Annotated in this window: 16 protein-coding genes; 7 read left to right on the forward strand and 9 right to left on the reverse strand. The window is 58.4% G+C overall.

Annotated features, from left to right (window positions below; all coding sequences use genetic code 11):
• Positions 1-137: 137 nt before the first annotated feature.
• Both AB4N74_RS16295 and AB4N74_RS16300 read left to right on the forward strand, forming a co-directional pair.
• Positions 138-929 (forward strand): dienelactone hydrolase family protein, encoded by a 792-nt coding sequence (locus AB4N74_RS16295; protein ID WP_093442135.1) that lies wholly within the window; start codon positions 138-140, stop codon positions 927-929.
• Positions 930-1,078: 149 nt separating this feature from the next.
• Positions 1,079-1,804: a 4'-phosphopantetheinyl transferase family protein gene (locus AB4N74_RS16300; protein ID WP_202894565.1), complete on the forward strand. Its 726-nt coding sequence runs from the start codon at positions 1,079-1,081 to the stop codon at positions 1,802-1,804.
• A gap of 116 nt (positions 1,805-1,920) precedes the next feature.
• Here the strand turns inward: AB4N74_RS16300 and AB4N74_RS16305 are convergent, their stop codons facing one another.
• Together AB4N74_RS16305 and AB4N74_RS16310 are read right to left on the reverse strand one after the other, a co-directional pair.
• Positions 1,921-3,531 (reverse strand): ATP-binding protein, encoded by a 1,611-nt coding sequence (locus AB4N74_RS16305; RefSeq protein ID WP_093442125.1) that lies wholly within the window; start codon positions 3,529-3,531, stop codon positions 1,921-1,923.
• Positions 3,528-4,250, reverse strand: a complete 723-nt coding sequence (locus AB4N74_RS16310) for a response regulator (protein ID WP_320336504.1) — start codon at positions 4,248-4,250, stop codon at positions 3,528-3,530. The genes AB4N74_RS16305 and AB4N74_RS16310 overlap by 4 nt, the downstream gene beginning before the upstream one ends.
• Positions 4,251-5,106: 856 nt before the next feature.
• Between AB4N74_RS16310 and AB4N74_RS16315 the strand changes: the two genes are divergently transcribed.
• A complete protein-coding gene (locus AB4N74_RS16315) occupies positions 5,107-8,001 on the forward strand; it encodes a ribonucleoside-diphosphate reductase subunit alpha (protein WP_093442118.1) in 2,895 nt (964 codons plus the stop codon).
• Positions 8,002-8,170: 169 nt separating this feature from the next.
• On the opposite strand, the gene AB4N74_RS16320 is transcribed toward AB4N74_RS16315, so the two are convergent.
• The 7 genes from AB4N74_RS16320 to AB4N74_RS16350 all read right to left on the reverse strand — a co-directional run bounded on the left by AB4N74_RS16320 (position 8,171) and on the right by AB4N74_RS16350 (position 19,056).
• On the reverse strand, positions 8,171-13,315 hold the full coding sequence (locus AB4N74_RS16320) for a beta strand repeat-containing protein (protein WP_460096644.1): 5,145 nt from the start codon (positions 13,313-13,315) through the stop codon (positions 8,171-8,173).
• A gap of 604 nt (positions 13,316-13,919) precedes the next feature.
• Complete coding sequence (gene flgE, locus AB4N74_RS16325; RefSeq protein WP_093442114.1) at positions 13,920-15,251, reverse strand: flagellar hook protein FlgE; 1,332 nt, start codon at positions 15,249-15,251, stop codon at positions 13,920-13,922.
• Positions 15,252-15,281: 30 nt separating this feature from the next.
• Positions 15,282-16,007, reverse strand: a complete 726-nt coding sequence (flgD, locus tag AB4N74_RS16330) for a flagellar hook assembly protein FlgD (RefSeq protein ID WP_093442110.1) — start codon at positions 16,005-16,007, stop codon at positions 15,282-15,284.
• A gap of 15 nt (positions 16,008-16,022) precedes the next feature.
• Positions 16,023-16,466 carry a flagellar basal body rod protein FlgC gene (flgC, locus tag AB4N74_RS16335; RefSeq protein ID WP_003227217.1) on the reverse strand — a complete coding sequence of 148 codons (444 nt, stop codon included), beginning with the start codon at positions 16,464-16,466 and terminating at the stop codon, positions 16,023-16,025.
• A gap of 3 nt (positions 16,467-16,469) precedes the next feature.
• Positions 16,470-16,877, reverse strand: a complete 408-nt coding sequence (gene flgB / locus AB4N74_RS16340; protein WP_007917581.1) for a flagellar basal body rod protein FlgB — start codon at positions 16,875-16,877, stop codon at positions 16,470-16,472.
• A 372-nt stretch (positions 16,878-17,249) separates the two neighbouring features.
• Positions 17,250-18,077: a protein-glutamate O-methyltransferase CheR gene (gene cheR / locus AB4N74_RS16345; protein ID WP_016983976.1), complete on the reverse strand. Its 828-nt coding sequence runs from the start codon at positions 18,075-18,077 to the stop codon at positions 17,250-17,252.
• 46 nt (positions 18,078-18,123) lie between these two features.
• Positions 18,124-19,056 carry a chemotaxis protein CheV gene (locus tag AB4N74_RS16350; RefSeq protein WP_007917585.1) on the reverse strand — a complete coding sequence of 311 codons (933 nt, stop codon included), beginning with the start codon at positions 19,054-19,056 and terminating at the stop codon, positions 18,124-18,126.
• Positions 19,057-19,138: 82 nt separating this feature from the next.
• On the opposite strand from AB4N74_RS16350, the gene flgA reads away from it, so the two are divergent.
• From flgA to AB4N74_RS16370, 4 genes are all read left to right on the forward strand, one after another.
• Positions 19,139-19,900 (forward strand): flagellar basal body P-ring formation chaperone FlgA, encoded by a 762-nt coding sequence (flgA, locus tag AB4N74_RS16355; protein WP_026000512.1) that lies wholly within the window; start codon positions 19,139-19,141, stop codon positions 19,898-19,900.
• Between the two features lie 148 nt (positions 19,901-20,048).
• Positions 20,049-20,375, forward strand: coding sequence for a flagellar biosynthesis anti-sigma factor FlgM (gene flgM / locus AB4N74_RS16360; RefSeq protein WP_077574151.1), 327 nt, complete (start codon positions 20,049-20,051; stop codon positions 20,373-20,375).
• Positions 20,376-20,423: 48 nt separating this feature from the next.
• Entirely contained in the window at positions 20,424-20,891 is a 468-nt protein-coding gene (locus AB4N74_RS16365; protein WP_257355928.1) for a flagella synthesis protein FlgN, read from the forward strand.
• Between the two features lie 88 nt (positions 20,892-20,979).
• Positions 20,980-21,726 carry a flagellar brake protein gene (locus tag AB4N74_RS16370; protein WP_093442101.1) on the forward strand — a complete coding sequence of 249 codons (747 nt, stop codon included), beginning with the start codon at positions 20,980-20,982 and terminating at the stop codon, positions 21,724-21,726.
• The last annotated feature ends 43 nt before the right edge of the window (positions 21,727-21,769 follow it).

The raw sequence follows: 21,769 nt of genomic DNA on the forward strand, positions 1-21,769 counted from the left end.
TTCCTCTTTCACAGTGCTGTTTGGGTATGGCGCAAGGTTACTGACCGCCCCCTGTACCGCCCCTGAACCGTCTCTGAACCTGACCTGAACCAAATGAACTAGGCTGTTTTGACCCTTTATTGTCAGGAGACCCGACCATGCGCCTGTTCCTCGCCCTTACTTTGCTGGCTGTCAGCAGCCTCACTCACGCTGCGATCAAGACTGAAGAAATTCCCTATCAGAGCGCCGACGGCACGAAACTGATCGGCTACTACGCCTACGACGACGCCATCAAAGGCAAACGCCCGGGTGTCGTCGTGGTGCACGAATGGTGGGGCCTGAACGATTACGCCAAACGCCGCGCACGCGATCTCGCCGCACTTGGCTACAGCGCGTTGGCGATCGACATGTACGGCGAAGGCAAGAACACCGAGCACCCGAAAGACGCGATGGCGTTCATGCAGGCGGCGACTCAGGATGCGGCGGCTTCCAGCAAGCGCTTTGAGGCCGGGCTGAATTTGCTGAAGAAGCAGCCGCAGACCGACGTCAACAAAATCGCCGCCATCGGTTACTGCTTCGGCGGCGGCGTGGTGCTCAACGCCGCGCGACAAGGAGAGCCGCTGGCAGGGGTGGTGAGTTTCCACGGTGCGCTGGCGACCAAGACCCCGGCGACACCCGGCAGTGTGAAGGCGAAGATTCTGGTCGAACACGGTGCGCTGGATAGCATGGTCACTGCCGACAACGTCACTGCCTTCAAGTCAGAAATGGACAATGCCGGGGCTGACTACAAGTTTGTCAGCCTGAAGGGTGCCAAGCATGGTTTCACCAATCCGGATGCCGATCGCCTGAGCCATGGCGAGCACGGTGGCCCGGACATCGGGTACAACAAAGCAGCAGACGAAATATCCTGGGCGGACATGAAAGCGTTCTTGCAGAAAATCTTCAGCTGATCAAAGACACCGCGCCGCGGCCTTCGCGAGCAGGCTCGCTCCCACACCGGATCTATGCCGCCCGGAAGATCCCCTGTGGGAGCGAGCCTGCTCGCGATAGCTTCACCGCTATCTCGACCTCGGCCCGACTAACCGGCAAAATGCCCGCCATGAATCTCACCCCCGCCCTCCCCGCCTGCTGCACCGCGCTCAACAGCCACTGGCCGTTGCCGACGGTGTTGCCTGATACCGTGCTGCTCAGCACCCATTTCGATCCGGCACAACTGCTCGGCGATGATTTCCAGCGCAGCGCCGTCGTTGCACCGCCAAGCATTCAGCGCTCGGTGGCCAAGCGTCAGGCAGAATTCCTCGCCGGGCGGATTTGCGCCCGTGCGGCGTTGCGGCAATTGGAAGGCAGCAGCGTTGTGCCTGCGATTGGCGAGGATCGCGCACCGGTGTGGCCGGCACATATCTGCGGCTCGATCACCCACAGCACCGGTCGTGCCGCGGCGATAGTCGCCAACAAACAGCACTGGCGCGGTTTGGGCATGGATCTGGAAAATCTGCTCGACACCGAACGGGCCGAGCGCTTGGCTGGGGAGATTCTGACGCCACCTGAAATGCAGCGCATGACGGCCGCCTCGCGGGATCAGTTGGCGTTGTGGGTGACGCTGACGTTTTCGGTGAAAGAAAGTCTGTTCAAAGCGCTGTACCCGATTGTGCAGAAGCGCTTTTATTTCGAGCATGCAGAAGTGCTGGAATGGACGGAGGCGGGTCAGGTGCATTTGCGCTTGTTGACAGACTTGTCTGCTGAATGGCGCAACGGTACTGAACTGGAGGCGCAGTTCGGGGTGCAGGATGGGCAGTTGCTGAGTCTGGTCAGCATCAAGGCCTGAAATCTTTCGGTGCCTGCAAGGGCCTCTTCGCGAGCAAGCTCGCTCCCACAGGAAACCGCATTTCAAATGTGGGAGCGAGCTTGCTCGCGAAGGCGGCATCGCGGCCACCACAAGAATTACCGGCGTTCCTGATTGCGCGGCCAACTCAGGCTAAAGCAAGCCCCACCCAGACTCTTGCTCTTGCCAATGATCGCCCGGCCGTCATGCCAGTGAATGATCCGTCGCACAATCGACAAGCCCAGGCCATGCCCGCCCGACGCCCGCGTACGGCTGTCATCCAGGCGTAGAAACGGCGTGAAAATCCGCTCCCACGCTACTTCCGGCACGCCCGGGCCGTCATCTTCGACATCCACGCGACAGCGCAATTGCCCGACCTGATAACTCACCGTCACCTTCGAGCGTGCATGGCGCATCGCGTTGCTCACCAGGTTCTGTAGCGCCCGATGCAGATAACGCGGCTCGGCTTCGACCCAGGCATCATCGTTATCCGCCGCAGACAGGCACAAACCGCGTTGCACCGTGACCTCGGCACGCAGCGGCGCCAACTCTTCAATCACCTGATTGACCAGCGCATCCAGATCGATGCGCTGGAACGTCAGCGCCGGCGAACCCTGCTCCAGTCGCGCATAGGTGAGCATTTCATCGACCAGTTTATCGAGGTCCTCGATGTCGTGATCCATGCCTTCGCGGTACTTCTCCAGCGCTTGCGGGGTGGTCGCCGAGCCGATCATTTCCAGACCGAAACGCAGACGCGCCACCGGCGTGCGAAGTTCATGAGAGACCGCACGCACCAGTTCGCGCTGGATTGCCAGTAGCTGCTGCAAGTGCTCGGCCATGCCGTTGAACGCCGCCGCCAGACGCCCGACCGAGTCGGCACCGCGCGCCGGCACACGGGTTTCCAGGCTGCCCTTGGCAATCCGCGTGGCCGCTGCTTCGAGGCCGCGTAAACGGCGTTCGAGCTGGCGCACCAACAGATAAACGATGAGGCCGATCAGGCTCAGGCCGAGTGCCGCAATCAGCACCAGCCATTCCGGCGGGTACGGGTTCATCTGATACAGCGGTCCGATTTCCAGCACCCACGGCGTGCCGACCATGCCGGCAAACACGCGGATCGAATCGCCGCCCTTGCCCAGCGCCATCACCGTGTCGCCTTCGGCCACGCGGCGGCTCTGGTCTTCGTCCATGTCGGCGTCATTCACCGTGACCAGGCGCAGATCGAAACCGAAGCCCTTCTCGTCCTTTATCTGTGCGAGGCGCTTGGGTTGCTCGGCGACCGGCACGCGCACCAGTTCATCGGCCAGCAGGTAAATGGTTGCGCGGGCCAGTTGCTCGCTGATCTGCTGAACTTCACCCACCAGTACGAGCTGTTCTTTGTCGCTGACCATCCGGTAAACCTTCGCCGCGTGCGGACCGGTCTGCTCGACCAACGCCTGCCCCCGTTGCACGCGGGTGCGCTGGGTCAGATCGAGATCGGTCTCGGCGAACTTCTTGAGCGCCAGCGGGATCCCCAGCAAACGCTCCCACACCAGCAACGCGCGATGGCGCTCGGTTTCATTCATCGGTTGCAGGTTGTCGGCCATCAGCGAGAACGTACCGTGGGCCAGCCGCTCGCGATACTGCTCGCTGCGCACCTGATTGAGCAGATTCAGCGCCAGCACGCCGAGCACCGCCACCAGAATCAGCGCTGCGCACATGCCGCCGTAGATGCGCAGGAAAATCGAGTTCACAGCGGCAGGTCTACGCAGGCTTCAGGAACGAACAGATAACCTTTGCTGCGAATGGTCTTGATCAGGCGTGGATGGTCGGGGTCGTCGCCGATTTTCGGGCGGATGCGCGAGATGCGCACATCAATCGAACGGTCCTGACCGTCATAGCCGATGCCGCGCAGTGCAGTGAAGATTTCTTCGCGGGACAGAATCCGTCCGGCGTTGGACACCAACAGCCAGAGCAGATCGAACTCGGCGCTGGTCAGCTCGATGCCGCTGTCGCTCAGCCACGCTTCACGCAAGGCGTTATCGACCACCAGCGGGCCGAATTGCAGACGGCGGGATTTTTCGGCGAGCGGTTCAGGTGTGTCGCTACGGCGCAGCAACGCCTGGATTCGTGCCAGCAACAGACGTGGGCGCACCGGTTTGCACACGTAATCGTCGGCACCGAGATCGAGCCCGTGGATCTGATCGGCATCGTCGGTGCGCGCGGTGAGCATCAGAATCGGCCCGTCATACTGATTGCGCACCTTGCGACAGATGCTCAGGCCATCCTCGCCCGGCAGCATCAGATCAAGGATCACCAGATCCGGCTGTTCCTTGATGATCCGCGCCGCCGCCAGCGCCCCGTTGCCTTCGATATCCACGCGCAGTCCATTGGCTTGCAGGTAGTCGCGCGTCAATTCGGCCAGCCGCTGGTCATCCTCGACGATCAATACCTCAAAGGCTTGTTGCTCCACCGCTGACCTCTGCTTTCTATTGTTATTAATAAAGGAGGAACGTCTGCCTCAACACAATTCCCTGTGGGAGCGAGCCTGCTCGCGAAGGCGTCGTATCAGCCAACATCTGAGTCAGCTGACATAGCGCATTCGCGAGCAGGCTCGCTCCCACAGCTTCAGATCCTCCCGACCTTTTGTCATGTTTAAGGAGGATAAGAATGCCTGCGCATGGGCCGATTGTATAAACGGCGTACAGCCAGAACACAAGTCGGTAAATGCGTTCGGACAAGGCCGTTTTTTGTGATAGGGTTCGCGCCCTTAAAAATCCGCTGAAGCGTTTTTCCCGGTGAAAAAACAGTGACAGACGGTCTAGCTCAGCAGGTTCGCGGCCTACACGCGAATTCCGGATTTCTTACACAATTTACGCACAGGTTTATCCACAGCTAGTACGTTGCAAGCACCCGTAAAACGCATTATCTTGTAGCACGGCGCAGGGAGAGACCCTACATATAGGGTTTTCCGCTTAAACGCCCAACCACATTTCAGACCTGAAACTCAAGCGATTTATTGCCTGTTTCCGGTTGAACCAAGCAAGTTTTTCAAAGCCCAAACCGCACTTGCGGATGGCACCGTTTTTTAGCTCGCAGCGGCGAGAACGGTACGGGTGTTGCAGTCATTACTGTCACCCGGGAAGGAATCCGGCTCGAGCCCTGGCTCGTAGCCAAAAACTTCGGCAAGGATGCGGCTTCATCAGCCTTTTTTCCTACTGTCCCGAAGTTGTTATACCCGACGCCCGTCGGCTGTAGTGCTTCTGGACAGAACGGTGGGCACCATGATGGTGCCCAAACAAACATAGAGAATGTGGAGACCACCCCCCATGCAAACCGACACAACTCGCGAGAACCCGCAGGGCACCTTGCCGCAGGCCGCTGATTCGAATTCGGATCTGGCAGCCACCGCGCCTGGTCAACTGCGCGTGATCAAGCGCAATGGCACTGTCGTTCCTTACACCGATGACAAGATCACCGTCGCTATCACCAAAGCGTTCCTCGCAGTTGAAGGCGGCACCGCTGCCGCTTCGTCGCGAATCCATGACACCGTTGCCCGTCTGACCGAACAGGTCACCGCGACCTTCAAGCGTCGCATGCCGTCGGGTGGCACCATCCACATCGAAGAAATCCAGGACCAGGTCGAACTGGCCCTGATGCGTGCCGGTGAGCAGAAAGTCGCTCGCGACTACGTGATCTACCGTGACGGTCGTTCGAAAGAACGCGCTGCCCACGCGCCGGCCGAAGAAGCGGTCAACGCTCACCCGTCGATCCGCATCACCCGTACCGACGGCAGCCTGGCGCCGCTCGACATGGGCCGCCTGAACACCATCGTCACCGAGGCCTGCGAAGGTCTGGAAGAAGTCGACGGCGACCTGATCCAGCGCGAAACCCTGAAAAACCTGTACGACGGCGTGGCCCTGACCGACGTCAACACCGCCCTGGTGATGACCGCCCGTACCCTGGTCGAGCGTGAGCCGAACTACTCGTTCGTGACCGCCCGCCTGCTGATGGACACCCTGCGTGCCGAAGGTCTGGGTTTCCTCGGTGTGGCCGAAAGCGCCACTCACCACGAAATGGCCGACCTGTACGCCAAGGCACTGCCGGCTTACATCGCCAAAGGTATCGAGTTCGAACTGCTGAACCCTGTGCTGGCTTCCTTCGACCTGGAAAAACTGGGCAAGGCGATCAACCACGAGCGTGATCAGCAATTCACCTACCTGGGCCTGCAGACCCTGTACGACCGTTACTTCATCCACAAGGATGGCGTGCGTTTCGAACTGCCGCAGATCTTCTTCATGCGCGTGGCCATGGGCTTGGCGATCGAAGAGAAGCAGAAAGAAGACCGTGCGATCGAGTTCTACAACCTGCTGTCGTCCTTCGACTACATGTCGTCGACCCCGACCCTGTTCAACGCCGGTACCCTGCGTCCACAGCTGTCGAGCTGCTACCTGACCACCGTGCCGGATGACCTGTCGGGCATCTACCACGCGATCCACGACAACGCCATGTTGTCGAAATTCGCCGGCGGCCTGGGCAACGACTGGACGCCTGTTCGCGCTCTGGGTTCGTACATCAAGGGCACCAACGGCAAGTCGCAAGGCGTTGTGCCGTTCCTCAAAGTGGTGAACGACACCGCTGTAGCCGTTAACCAGGGTGGCAAGCGCAAAGGCGCTGTCTGTGCCTACCTGGAAACCTGGCACATGGACATCGAAGAGTTCATCGAACTGCGCAAGAACACCGGTGATGATCGTCGTCGTACCCACGACATGAACACCGCCAACTGGATCCCTGACCTGTTCATGAAGCGTGTCTTCGATGACGGCAAGTGGACCCTGTTCTCGCCATCCGAAGTACCGGACCTGCACGACCTGACCGGCAAAGCCTTCGAAGAGCGCTACGAGTACTACGAAGCCCTGACCGAATACCCAGGCAAGGTCAAACTGTTCAAGACCATCCAGGCCAAAGACCTGTGGCGCAAAATGCTCTCCATGCTGTTTGAAACCGGCCACCCATGGCTGACCTTCAAAGACCCGTGCAACCTGCGCAGCCCGCAGCAGCACGTCGGCGTGGTTCACAGCTCGAACCTGTGCACCGAGATCACCTTGAACACCAACAAGGACGAGATCGCTGTTTGCAACCTGGGCTCGATCAACCTGCCGAACCACATTGTGGATGGCAAGCTGGACACCGCCAAGCTGGAACGCACCGTGAACACCGCTGTACGCATGCTCGATAACGTTATCGACATCAACTACTACTCGGTGCCACAAGCGAAGAACTCCAACTTCAAGCACCGTCCGGTCGGTCTGGGCATCATGGGCTTCCAGGACGCGCTGTACCTGCAGCACATCCCTTACGGTTCCGACGCTGCCGTCGAGTTCGCCGACAAGTCGATGGAAGCGGTCAGCTACTACGCGATCCAGGCGTCCTGCGACCTGGCTGACGAGCGTGGCGCGTACGAGACGTTCCAGGGTTCGCTGTGGTCCAAAGGCATCCTGCCGCTGGATTCGCAACAGATCCTGATCGAAGCCCGTGGTCAGAAGTACATCGATGTCGACCTGAACGAAACCCTCGACTGGGCACCGGTTCGCGCCCGTGTACAGAAAGGCATTCGTAACTCCAACATCATGGCCATCGCACCGACCGCGACCATCGCCAACATCACCGGCGTATCGCAGTCGATCGAACCGACCTACCAGAACCTGTATGTGAAATCGAACCTGTCGGGCGAATTCACCGTGATCAACCCGTACCTGGTTCGCGACCTCAAGGCTCGCGGTCTGTGGGACTCGGTCATGATCAACGACCTGAAGTACTACGACGGTTCGGTTCAGCAGATCGAGCGCATCCCGCAAGAACTCAAAGAGCTTTATGCGACCGCGTTCGAAGTGGACACCAAGTGGATCGTTGACGCCGCCAGCCGTCGTCAGAAGTGGATCGACCAGGCCCAGTCGCTGAACCTGTACATCGCTGGCGCATCGGGCAAGAAGCTCGACGTGACCTACCGCATGGCCTGGTACCGTGGTCTGAAAACCACTTACTACCTCCGTGCCCTGGCCGCGACCAGCACCGAGAAGTCGACCATCAACACCGGCAAGCTGAACGCTGTTTCCAGCGGCGGCAACCACGGCGACGATTCGGTTCTGGCAGCTCCTGCCGGTCCTGCGCCAGTGCCAAAGGCTTGCGCGATTGACGAGCCGGATTGCGAAGCTTGCCAATAAGCTGAGCTGAGTCAGGCGTTGCGAGACGTCTGATTCTTCCAGGCAAAAGAAACCCCCGACAGACTTCTGGTGTGTCGGGGGTTTTCTTTTGGCTGGAGTAAATATTGAAGCAAAAAAACGGCGAAACCCGGTTACAGGTTTCGCCGCTCATTGTGCTTTCAGTACCTCATCAGACCATAAAGGACTCGGCCATCGCCTGCCCCACTACTGGAATGGTGAACGTATCACCATTGGCAGTAGCGAAGGTTTCGATGGTGTTCGAGCCTGCATACCAGTCCGCAAGAATCACCGCGTTGCTCTGCTTACCGGCATTCCACTCCACAGCATTGAAGATGTAGGCATTGGTGCCGTCGGTCTTGATGATCACATCGGCATACGACTTGATATTCTGCAGCTCGACTCTATCGCCGCCTTGAAGACCATCGTCCTTGATCATCACATTGGTCGACGAATACACCTTGTAGGTATCGCTGCCCTCACCGCCGTAGGCATACCCACCGCCGAACATGATCAAGGTGTCGGAACCCGCGCCGCCAAACAGCTGATATTCAGGCCCATTGCCCACCAGCGAGTCACTGCCGTCATCACCATAGGCAATACCGGCGTAAACGTTAATATCGTCGTTACCGGCATCACCGTGCAGGATGCTGCCGACATCGTTGTTGGCGCTGAACATGCTGTCGTTGCCATTGCCGCCAAACAGCTGATCCGCCTCGGCCGGACCGCTGCGATCCGGACCGTTGATCGCGTAAGGCTCGTAGTTGCCGCCATAAATCGAGTCGTTGCCGTCCCCGCCGTAGATCAGGTCATTCCCTGCTCCACCATAGAGGGTGTTCCAGGCAGCGTTCCCGGTCAGGGTGTCGTTGAATGACGAGCCGTGCAGCCCCTCAATATTGACCAGTACATCGCCGCTCGCATCACCGCCGGTGACTGTATTGGCCAGCAAGTCGATTTGCACCGCAGCCGAGCTGCCGATGTACCAGGCTTCATCGGAAACACCTGCACCGCCATCGATAAAGTCAGCGCCCTTGCCACCAATAAACGTCTCGGCGCCGGCACCACCGATCAACGTGTCATTGAATGCAGTGCCTTCCCAGTTTTCGATGTTGGTGTAGGTGTCGCCTGCTGCGGCACCGGTCAATGGCTGAGTGAGGTCAAGCGTGATGGCTGAGCTTTCAAAGGCGAAGCTCACCGTGTCGCGCCCGAAAGCACCGTCAAAATTGTTGATTTGATCATTACCGATGAAGGTGTCGTCGCGTCCCGAGCCGACGAACTTCTCGATGCTCTGGAAGGTATCGCCCTTGGCTATAGCGGTGTGCTCGCCAGTTTTGAGATTGATGACCACGCCTACCGGCCCGACGTCGTTATAGCTGACCGTATCGAAACCATCGCCACCGATAAACGTGTCGCCGCCATCGCCCCCCATCAAAATGTCGTCCCCGGCCCCGCCCGTGATGACGTTATCGAGCGCATTGCCTCGCGCCTGGAACATCCCGGTACCGGTATAGGTCAAGCGCTCGATCCCGGCATTCATGAGGTAGTAAGACTGATTGGTGCGCACTTCATCATTACCGCCGCCAGCCAGTTCGATGATAGCGCCATAGTTTGCGTTGTTGAGGACGTAAACATCGTCGCCCAAACCACCTTGCACAGTGAAACCGGTCGAGTTGGCATTGGCGATAAAGACGTCGTTGTAAGCCGAGCCGATGATGGATTCGATACCGTAAAAACTGTCTCCCTCGGCATCGCCACCCGTGCCCGTGCCAGAGCCGACACCGGCAGCACCCAATGTCAGCGTCACGCCCTGAGTGGATTGCGAGTAATCCGCCACATCAATGCCCGTAGCACCGTCGAACTTGTCGGCACCCGCGCCGGCGATAAATGTATCGGCGTACTGCGTGCCGCGAATCAGTTCGATATCGGTGAAGGTGTCACCTGCGGCGATGCCGCTGTATACGCCCGTCTTGAAATTGAGCGTCACCGCCACCGTGCTGTCGTCATAACTGACGGTGTCCGTACCGGCACCACCGATAAAGCTGTCGGCACCCGCACCGCCCAGCAAGGTATCGTTGCCAGCGCCACCGGTGATGATGTTGTCGCTGGCATTACCGCGACCGGTGAAGTTGCCCGTGCCGGTGTAAGTCAGGCGCTCGACGTTATTGTGCAGCCCCATGCTGAGCTGGTTGGTACGCACTTCGTCGTCGCCGCCGCCCTGCGCTTCGACGATCACCGCCGAGGCACCGGCGTTGACGATGTAGACGTCGTTGCCCGCACCACCCTGTAGGGTGAAGGAGCCGGACGTGGAAGTGGTGAACACATCGTCATACCCCGAACCGATCACCTTTTCGATTCCAGAGAACGAATCGCCCTCGGCATCACCACCGGTCCCGGTGCCAGTTCCGGAAACCAACGTCAGGTTGATGGCCGCGCCAGACTGCGAATAGTCGATGACGTCCATGTTGTCCGGGCCGGCCGTACCGCCGTCGAACTTGTCGGCAGCGGCGCCGGCCATGAACGTGTCACTGTATTTGGAGCCGCGAATGACTTCGATACCCTCAAAGGTATCGCCAGCAGCAATGCCCGTGTGAATACCGGTTTTCTGGTTGATCGTCACGCCTACGGTGGAGTCGTCGTAGGAGACGGTATCGAGGCCCGCGCCACCGATGAAGAGGTCCGCACCCGCACCCCCCATTAGTACGTCGTTGCCAACGCCACCGGTGATGATGTTGTTGCCCGCATTGCCTGTACCGGTGAAGTTACCGGTGCCGGTATAGGTCAGGCGTTCGACTTCAGGACTCAAGGTCATGCTGCTCAGCGAGGTGCGTATTTCGTCGTCACCTCCACCCGCCAATTCAATGACCGACTGATTGGGCGAGCCGTTGATGATGTACAGATCGTTACCCGCCCCGCCCTGGAACAGGGAGGCTGCGGAGCCGCTGACAAACACATCGTCGAAGTCCGAACCGACGACTTTCTCGATATTGGTAAAGGTATCGCCCTGCGCGTCGCCGCCCTGACCACTGCCGGCGCCGAGCGTGGTAAGCGTGATGTTCACGGCCTGCGCCGACAACGAGTAATCGACGGTATCGACGCCACCCGCGGTGCCGCCATCAAAAATGTTGGCCTGCGCGTCACCGAAGAACGTGTCACCGTTCTTGCTGCCACGAATGATTTCGATACCGGAGAAAGTATCGCCTGCAGCGAAGCCTGTGTGTACACCGGTTTTCAGGTTGACCGTGACACCCGCAGCAAGGCTGTCCTCATAGCTGGCAACGTCGATACCGGCGCCGCCAATCAATTTGTCGGCACCTGCACCGCCGAGGAGCACATCGTTGCCAGCGCCGCCGGTGATGATGTTGTCGCCAGCGTTGCCAGTACCGGTGAAGTTACCCGTCCCGGTATAGGTCAAGCGCTCGACTTCGCCGCTCATGCCCATACTGGTCTGGTTGGTACGGATTTCATCATCACCACCACCGGCGGCTTCACCGATGCCACCTGTCCAAGGACCATTGATGATGTAGACATCGTTGCCGGCGCCACCACCGACGCTCGCGCTGCCGGAGTTCAGGGTAAAGACGTCATCGAACGCCGTGCCGATAACCGCTTCCATGTTGCTGAAGGTATCACCCTGCGCATCGCCGCCCAGACCGGTGCCGTTGACGCCGGTCAACGTCAGGTTGATCGCCTGCTCGGAGCTGGCGTAGCTCAAGGTGTCATAACCGCCCGCACCATCAAACGAGGTGGCCGTGGCGTCGGCGACAAAATTGTCGGTGTAACTGGTACCACGAAATGCCTCGATACCGTTGAACGTATCACCCGCCGCCAGACTGGTGTGAATCCCGGTTTTCAGGTTGATCGTCACGCCGACACCCTGGTTGGCGTCTTCGTAGCTGGCCGTGTCAAAACCCGCGCCGCCAATCAACTGGTCGGCACCCGCACCACCGATCAACACGTCGTTGCCAACGCCGCCGGTGATGATGTTGTTGCCTGTACTGCCGATGCCAGTGAAGTTACCGGTGCCGGTATACGTCAGGCGCTCGATGTCGCCACTCATGCCCATTTTGAGCTGGTTGGTACGAATCTCATCATCGCCGCCACCGGCGCCTTCACCTATCCCGCCCGCCCAGGGACCATTGATGATATAGACGTCGTTACCGGCGCCACCACTGACGCTTGTGCTACCAGAGTTAAGGGTAAAAACATCATCGAATGCAGTGCCGACAACTGCTTCCAGGTTGCTGAAACTATCACCCTGCGCATCACCGCCCAGACCGGTGCCATTGACGCCGGTCAGCGTCAGGTTGATCGCCTGCTCGGAGCTGGTGTAGCTCAAGGTGTCGTAGCCGCCCGCACCATCAAAAGAGGTGGCCGTGGCGTCGGCGACAAAATTGTCGGTGTAACTGGTGCCGCGAAACGCCTCGATACCGTTGAACGTATCACCCGCAGCCAGACTGGTGTGAACCCCGGTTTTCAGGTTGATCGTCACACCGATACCCTGGTTGGCGTCTTCGTAGCTGGCCGTGTCGAAACCTGCGCCGCCAATCAACTGGTCGGCACCCGCACCACCGATCAGCACATCGTTGCCGACACCGCCGGTGATGACGTTGTTGCCTGCACTGCCTATACCGGTGAAGTTGCCGGTGCCGGTATACGTCAGGCGCTCGATTTCGCCACTCATGCTTATTTTGATCTGATTGGTACGAATCTCATCATCGCCGCCACCGGCGCCTTCACCGATGCCACCAGTCCAGGGACCATTGATGATGTAGACGTCGTTACCGGCGCCACCATAGACGCTCGTGCTGCCAGAGTTCAGGGTAAAGACGTCATCGAACGCGGTACCGATAACCACGTCCATGTTACTGAAGGCATCACCCTGCGCATCGCCGCCCAGACCGGTACCATTGACGCCGGTCAACGTCAGGTTGATCGCCTGCTCGGAGGTGGCGTAGCTCAAGGTGTCGTAGCCGATCACACCATCAAACGTGTTGGCCGAAGCGTCGGCGACAAAGTTGTCGGTGTAACTGGTACCGCGAAACGCCTCAATACCGTTGAACGTATCGCCCGCCGCAAGACCGGAGTTAACGCCGGTTTTCAGGTTGATCGTCACGCCGACTCCCTGATTGGCGTCTTCGTAGCTGGCGGTGTCGAAACCTGCGCCACCAATGAGCTGATCAGCCCCTTCGCCACCAATGAGAAGGTCGTTGCCATCCCCACCATTCAAAACGTCATCGCCCGCCAAACCACGTATTTGATCATCGCCGATGGTACCTACCAGCGAATCTGCACCATTGGACCCATAAATTACCGCCATTACATCTTCCTTGTGTGAGTGTGCTTGTGTTGGAAACTGCGTCAAATCGCCTGGCGCTGAGGACTCACCCTCTCTGATGCACGTAAGGCTTGATTGCAAAAAGGCTTGAGCATTTTGAAAAATCCGACCGCTTTGGGCTGGGGGCGGTGATGCTCGACACGATCAGAAAAATCACCGCGCACGACATCGGCCGCGCAGACGTTGCTGTGTGAACCCGACAACAGGAGAATTGATTTCAATCGGTTTGGATGAGGGGGCACTGACAGGGCAACCGGCAATGCCCGGGCAGTGCGGGCATATACGGCCCGGCCGAAGGCCGTCGAGCGCTGGCACCGCAATCGGCGCACTGACGTAATCATGACTGTTCAAAGTGTCGCATCCCTGGTGACTACTGATGGCTTCCAAGCCACCGGACCTTAGGCCCGGCTTGCAAACAGGCGGAGTGAATGAAAGTTTGACGCGCACCGCCACCGCTTCCCGAGAGTGCAAGTTCCACACCACAGCGACCGACAAACGGTAGATAGCTGAACACACGTCCCAAATACTACGCCAAAAAAAACCGACGCATTGGCGCGTCGGTTTTCAGTGCAGCTCTCAGATCACATCAGGTCATCTGAATGATGGTCTGCATGATGGTGCTCTGAGTGGAAATGGTCTTGGCGTTCGCCTGATAGTTGCTCTGGCCCTTGATCAGGTCTACCAGTTCGTTGGTCAGGTTAACGTTCGACTCTTCCAGCGAGTTGGAAGCGATCGAACCCAAGGTACCGGTTTCCGGTGCATCGTAGCCCGGGATACCCGAAGCAAACGTCTCTTTCCAGCTGGTGCCACCGATAGCCTGCAGGCCTTGTTCGTTGGTGAAGCTGGCCAGCGCAACCTGGCCGATGGCCTTGCTCTGGTTGTTGCTGAAGTTGGCGAACAAAGTACCGGTGCCGTCGATGGTCAGGTTGGTGATCTGGCCAGTGGCGTAACCGTCCTGAGTCGGAATCGAACGCGCGGTGTCAGCGTTGTACTGAGTGGTCTTGGACATGGAGATGGTCACGCCAGCCGTGTTAGCTGCTGCGCCGTTAGGTACAAAGTTACCGTTGACCACGTTGCCCGGCTTCCAATTGGCCAGCTTCAAGTCGCTGCTGATGATCGGATTGGCCGGATCCGCCGGATTAGGTGTGCTGACCTGAGTCAGATTGCCCGAACTGTCAAACGTCAGTGTCGAAGCAGTTGGAGGCGTCGTGAGTGGATTGCTACCGGTTGCATCCGGATTACGCCCGTCCACCAGGGTGTAAACCTTCCAAGTGTTTTGGCCGGTTTTCACCATGTACTGATCCATGACGTGCGAGTTGCCCTGCGAGTCGTAGATCGGAGTGCTGAAGCTCTTCGTGTACGTCTCAAGCTTGCTCGGATCAAACTTGCCGGCCGCCACTGTGTCGTTGATCACCGGCGCAGTCGAGTTCAAGTTGATGCTCGACGTCACCAGGGAAGTCGATTTCGGCGCCAGGTTCGAGGTATCGATCTTCAGGTCGGTCAACACACCGTTGATGATCTTGCCATTGGCGTCCACGCCGTAACCCTGCAGGCGCGAGGTGTAGTCGGTGTTGGTGATGTAACCGGCGTTGTCGACCTTGAACGTACCGGCACGGGTGTAGGACACCGAGCCGTTGTTGCTCATGGTGAAGAAGCCCGAACCGTTGATGCCCATGTCCAGCACGTTACCGGTGTTGTTGATGTCACCCTGGGTGAACTGCTGGGAAACATTGGCCAGGCGCACGCCGTTGCCGATCACTTTGCTGCCGCTACCCAGGCGAGTGGCCGAGTAGACGTCTTCGAATTCTGCACGGGACGATTTGAAACCGGCGGTCGCGACGTTGGCGATGTTGTTGCCGGTCACGTCCAGTTGCTTGTTGGCTGCATAGAGACCGCTAAGGCCGATATTGAAAGACATATTCCACTCCTTTGTGCCGGTTAGTCGGCTCTATATACCAATGGTTTGTACTTTGGACAGGGCAACAGTGCCCTTGCCGGACAGGTTGAGCATCAGCTCGCCGCCGGTCTGGCTGATCGTCACGCTGGTGACGGTGGCCGGCAGGTAGGTCGCCATATCGGTCGAGGTGCCATTGATCGATGCGTTGGCCTTGACGGTATAGGTACCGGTCTTGACCACGTTGCCGTCCTTGTCCTTGCCGTCCCAGGTGAAGCTCGCACTGCCTGCCGCGCGACTGCCCAGATCGATGGTGCGAACGACCGTGCCGCTGCTGTCGGTGATGCTGACGGTGCCGCCGGCAATCGACGACGGAACGCTGACCGAGCCGGTCATGCCTTTGCTCGGATCGTCGAGCTGAACCGAGTTGGTCTGCACGATCACATTGCGGCCCACCAGCGACGAAGCCTGCAACGCCTGCGAGGAGTTGTAGTTGCCAGCCAGCGAGCTGACAGTGCTGTTGAGGGTGGTGATCCCCTCAAGGCTGCTGAACTGTGCCAACTGCGCAACGAAGGCACTGTTGTCCTGCGGATCAAGCGGGTTCTGGTTTTTCAGCTGGGTGACCAGCAATTGCAGGAACGCATCCTTGCCCAGTGCCTGGCCGCCGGTGGCGCTGTTGGTCGCCGAAGCAATGCCACCGGTGGTCGAACTGGTCTTTTTCGACGAGTTCGCCAGGATGTCATTCATGCTCAGGCTGCTGGTGGTATCGGAAACACTCATGGCAGTCGCCCCTTATTACTGACCGAGGGTCAGTACCTTCTGCATCATGGTTTTGGCGGTGTTCATCATTTCGGCGTTGGTCTGGAACGAGCGGCTCGCGGAAATCATGTCAGCCATTTCTTCCACCACGTTGACGTTCGGGTAGTAGACGTAGCCTTTGGCGTCGGCCGCCGGATGGTTCGGCTCGTAACGCGCTTCGAGGTTGCTCTGGTCTTCGACCACACCGAGCACCTGTACGCCCTGACCGGCCGCGTCCTGGCTCTGGAACAGCGAGTTGCTGCCGCTGTTCTGGCCGCCCTGGAACATGGTGGCGAATACCGGGTGACGGGCGCGATAGGTCTGGTCGATGCTAGACGAGACGGTTTCAGCGTTGGCGATGTTCGACGCCACGGTGTTCAGACGCGTGGTTTGTGCGCTCATGCCGCTGCCGGCAATGTTGAAAACGCTGGACAGGGACATGGATTACTCTCCGCGCAGGGCTGACACCAGCCCTTTGAATTTGCTGTTGAGCAGGGTGAAGCTGGCCTGGAAGCCGACGGCGTTTTCCGCGTAGTTCGACTGTTCCAGTTGAGCGTCCACGGTGTTCTGGTCGATCGACGGTTGCATCGGCGTGCGATACATCAGCGATTCGTCGCCGTTGCCCAGGCCTTCAGCTTCGATGTGACGGCTGTTGGTCATGTTCAGGGCGATGGTGCCGTTCGCATTTTTCTGGGTCTGTGCTTCAAGCACTTTGGAGAAGTCCAGATCCCGCGCCTTGTAGTTCGGGGTGTCGGCGTTGGCGATGTTGTTGGCCAGCACTTCGGCACGCTGGGCGCGGAAGCCCAATGCCTTTTCGTGAATGCCGAGCGCTTTATCGAAGCTGATGCTCATGTCGGGAACCTTCAGGTGACCGGTTTTTCGTAACTGAGCTTTAGCAAGCGCCGTGCCAAACCACAAAAGCCGCATAAACCGGGGCTTTGCAGGGAGTCGGCAAAGCGGCAATGCCAGAAAAGCGGCAACCGGTTTCCGCCGGATGCCGCTTTTCTGCCGCTTGCCGTCCATCTCATACACACCACGATCCCCTGTAGGAGTGAGCCTGCTCGCGATAGCGGTGTGTCAGGTACCGATGCTGCTGAATGTGCTACCGCTATCGCGAGCAGGCTCACTCCTACAGGGGGTTTATGGTGTCAGGGAGAATTTCTTTGGGCATAAAAAACGGCAGGTCTTTTTGGGACCTGCCGTTTTTTGGTGTTGCCGATACGGTTATTTCGCCTGGTAAATAATCCCCGGGCTGCACTGCACCATCTGGTAATGGTCCGGCAAACCGTTCAGCGCTTCGGAAGCGCCAAGGAACAGATAACCGCCCGGCTTCAACGTGCTGTGAATGCGCAACAGGATGTCTTTCTTCACTTCGGCAGAGAAGTAGATCAACACGTTGCGGCAGAACACGATGTCGAATTTGCCCAGCGCAGCATAGCTGTCGAGCAGGTTGAACGAGCGGAACTCCACGCGGTTCTTGATCGGCGCCTTGATCACCCAGCGGCCCGGCCCTTTCGGGTCGAAGTAACGCTGCAGTCGTTCCGGCGACAAACCGCGACCGATCGCCAGACTGTCGTATTCGCCGGTCTTGCAGTTGGTCAGCATAAGACCGGACAAATCAGTGGCGACAATCTGCACGCCCATCTTCAACTGGCCGAGGTTGGTTCGCTCGAACTCGTCGATCGACATCGACAGCGAGTACGGTTCCTGGCCCGACGAGCACGCCGCTGACCAGATCCGCAAGCGCTGGTTGGGGCTGGCCTTGATCGCTTCAGGCAGCACCTTGTTCTTCAAGACTTCAAACGGATAGGTGTCACGAAACCACAGGGTTTCGTTGGTCGTCATGGCATCAACTACCTGCTCGCGCAAACCGCTGCGCGGCTGGGTCTGGATGCGCTGAACCAGCTCACCCAGGGATTTGATGCCTTGCTGCTCCATCAGTTTGTTGAGACGGCTCGAGACCAGGTACTGCTTGTTTTCACCGAGCAGAATGCCACAGGCTTTTTCCAGGAAGACCCGGAACTGTTCGAAATCCAAATTACCCGTAGACAATGATGCCGCCTCTTAAATCGTGTTGACCGCCAGGAGCAAAACGCCCCTAGCTGATATCTGCTGCTTTGATCCGGTCGACTACCCGGGATGCCAGGTCATCAGGACGGAACTTGGCCAAAAAGTCATCGGCACCGACTTTCTTGACCATCGCCTGATTGAATACCCCCGACAACGAAGTATGCAGGATGATATGAAGCTTTTGCATGCGTGCGTCGCCGCGGATTTCCGCCGTCAGGGTGTACCCGTCCATCTCCGGCATCTCGATGTCGGAAATCATCATCAGGAACTCTTCTTCCGGCTTCTTGCCCTCATCGACCAGCTTGCGCAGGTAATCCAGCGCCTGTTTGCCGTCGTTCAGCGCCACCACTTCGACCCCGATTGTCTGCAGACAACGCGTGACCTGCTTGCGCGCCACCGACGAGTCATCGACCGTCAAGACACGCAATGACAGTGCCTTGGTCTGGGTCTCGACATCGACCACGCCCACCGAAATCGCTTCCGGTGTCGGCGCAACTTCCGCCAGCACTTTCTCGACGTCGATGATTTCGACTAACTGATTGTCCACCCGAGTCACAGCCGTCAGGTAGTGATCGCGCCCCGTGCCCTTGGGCGGCGGATGAATCTCTTCCCAGTTCATGTTGACGATGCGCTCCACCGAGCGGACCAGGAAACCCTGGGTCTTGGTGTTGTACTCCGTGATGATCACGAACGGATTGTTCTTGTCCTTCAACGCTCCGGAACCGGTGGCCATTGCCAGATCAAGGATCGGAATGGTCGCCCCCCGGATATTTGCCACCCCGCACACGACAGGACTGGACTTGGGCATCAACGTCAGCGACGGGCACTGCAACACTTCCCGCACCTTGAACACGTTGATTCCGTAGAGCTGCTGACCGTCGAGACGGAACAACAACAGCTCCAGGCGATTCTGCCCCACCAGTTGCGTGCGCTGGTTCACCGAATCCATTACACCAGCCATGCCCAGACTCCTACACCAACGCCAAGTGTTGTTGCGACGCACATTCATTGCTAAACGGCACGGCGCTTGCTTTTTAACTCGTATGAACGCTCAAACGACATTTTTCCGACACCTGACCTCCCGCGCTCGCAAAAGCCTTTGCGCGATGTCCGCCGTCTGCTGCTTTTTCGCTGGCAGCCCTGCCATTGCTGATGCGGTTACCTTGCCTGACATGCTTATCGGCGTCACTCAGGGCTTTCTTGAGTTCACCGTAGAAGACTATCTGGCCACCAGTCAAACGGAAGGCCGCTACGAGATCGAAGTAAACCAGCTCGACCCCCGTATGCGCATGCCTATGTGCGACAAGGAATTGACAGCGACTTTGGAGAGTCCGGCACGTCCGCTGGGCCGGGTTACCGTGAAGGTCCGCTGTGAGGGCGCCTCGCCCTGGACTGTGTTCGTGCCCGCTCAAGTCCGCCTGTTTCGCGAGATTGTGACAACCACCCGACCGCTGAAACGTGCAGGGATCATCGAACCCCAGGACGTGACCCTGCGTGAACGCGACGTGAGCACGATCAACCAAGGCTTTCTGACCTCGGTAGACGAAGCGATCGGGCAGAAATTAACCCGACCAACGGTAGCCGATCAGGTCATTACTCTGGTCCATCTGGAACAGGCGGAAGTCATTCGCAAGGGTGATCAAGTGGTCATCACTGCCCGCAGCGGCACGCTCGCCGTGCGCATGCCCGGTGAAGCGCTGGCCAATGGCGGTTTGAAAGAACAGATCCGGGTGAAAAACCTCAACTCGCAACGGGTCATCAAGGCGCAAGTCACCGCGCCCGGCCAAGTGGAAGTGGCGATGTAGAAAACTGGCGCTGACCCCGGCTGTTCCCTAAACTGTGCCGCAGCAGGACACGCGCCGGCGCATGCAAGGCTCATTGTAAATGTGCCTAAAGTTTTCCAGGGGATGGCCGAAAACATGGCAAGCGTCCAAATTCCCAGAGGTTTTTATCATGGTCATCGATTTCAGCCGTTTGAACAGCTCCTCGTCACTTACGGGCAGTACACGTACCAGCAACGCCAAGGAAACCGCCGAAACCGGCACCTCCGCGCCGCTGAATACCCAGGCCGAACCGGCCAGTACCGCAAAAAGCGGGGAATCGGTACACCTCAGCAATGAGGCTCAACAGTTGCAGAAGGTCACTGACAAGCTGCGCGATCAGCCTGCTGTCGACAAAGCCCGTGTGGCCGAGTTGAAAGCCGCGATTGCCGATGGCAGCTATAAAGTCGACAGCAACCGTGTAGCCAGCAAACTGCTCAACTTCGAAGCCCAGCGCTAGGCTTTTGCCGGCGCCAGGCTTTTGGACGCTTAAAACCCAAGGCCAGCCATGCACGACACTAATTTATTGCAATTGATCAACGACGACTTTGCTCCAGCTCAACAATTGCTGGAGCTGCTGCAAACCGAATCCCTCGCGTTGCACGGTCGCGACATGCCCTTGCTGGAAAACATTCTGGCGCATAAACAGGCATTGATCATTCTGCTTGAACAGCATGGCCGCAAGCGCAGTGAAATCCTCGCCAGCCTCAACCTGCCGACTGATCGTGCGGGTCTTGAGCAACTGGCTGGCCAGTCGAGCATTGGCGACCAGTTGCTGAGCCAGGGCGATGCCCTGACCGATCTGATCGCTCAATGCCAGGCGGCCAACCTCAAGAATGGCCAGTCGATCCAGATCCAGCAGGCCGCCACGGCCAATCAGCTGAAGATCCTCACCGGCGGTGAAGCGCCAGCGCTTTATAACGCCAGCGGTACATTTGCCAAACCCGCCACACCGCGTCCGCTCAGCCAGGCATGAGCCGTTGATGCGCCAGCTCTATCAACCCGCGAAACATGCTGGCAAAATGCTGGCTAGTCGTCATATTTTGTCTGGAGATTGATAAACCGTGTCCAACGCCCTCAGCGCGGATGATGCTCCGCAGCCCCCTAAGGTGCTTACCACGCCACTGGAAATCTCCAGCAACCTGCGCCAGCTGCAAGAAAGCCACGATCCGCTGATCATCACCTTTCATGAGCGCAGCCAGCGCTTCCAGAGCTATCTGATCAAAGTCGACCGCGACAGCGCTACGATCGCACTGGACGAGATGATCCCGCGTGATGGCGAACGCTTCCTGCAGGCCGGTGAGCCATTCAAGGTTGAAGGTTTTCATGAAGGCGTGCGCATCGCCTGGGAATGCACCGGCACGCTGAATATCGAAGAATCCGAGGGTGATCGTTTCTACACCGGCGCACTGCCGACTGAAGTGGTTTACCACCAGCGCCGCAATGCCTTCCGCGCGGCACTGAAACTGACCGATCTGGTCAGCGTTGAACTGGGCGGCGAAAAACTCAAGGCGCCAATCAACGGCAAACTGCTGGATATCTCCGCGACCGGCTGCAAGCTGCGTTTCGAAGGTGATATCACCGACCGCCTGCAATTGGGCCAGGTTTATGACCGCTTGATCGCCCCGCCGCTGTTCGGCAACCAGCCGATCTCCGTCGAATTGCGCTATCTGCATTTCGAAGAAAAACTCAACATCACCTTTGCCGGTCTGCGTTTCCACAACATCAGTGGCCAGGCTGCGCGCAACGTTGAGCGTTTCGTGTATCAGTTGCAACGTGAAGCACGCCGTTTCGACAAAGACGATCTCTGATTCGTTGCGGCCAATAAAAAGGGCAGTCCTTGGCGGGACTGCC

Source organism: Pseudomonas sp. H3_C08, from assembly GCF_054669455.1.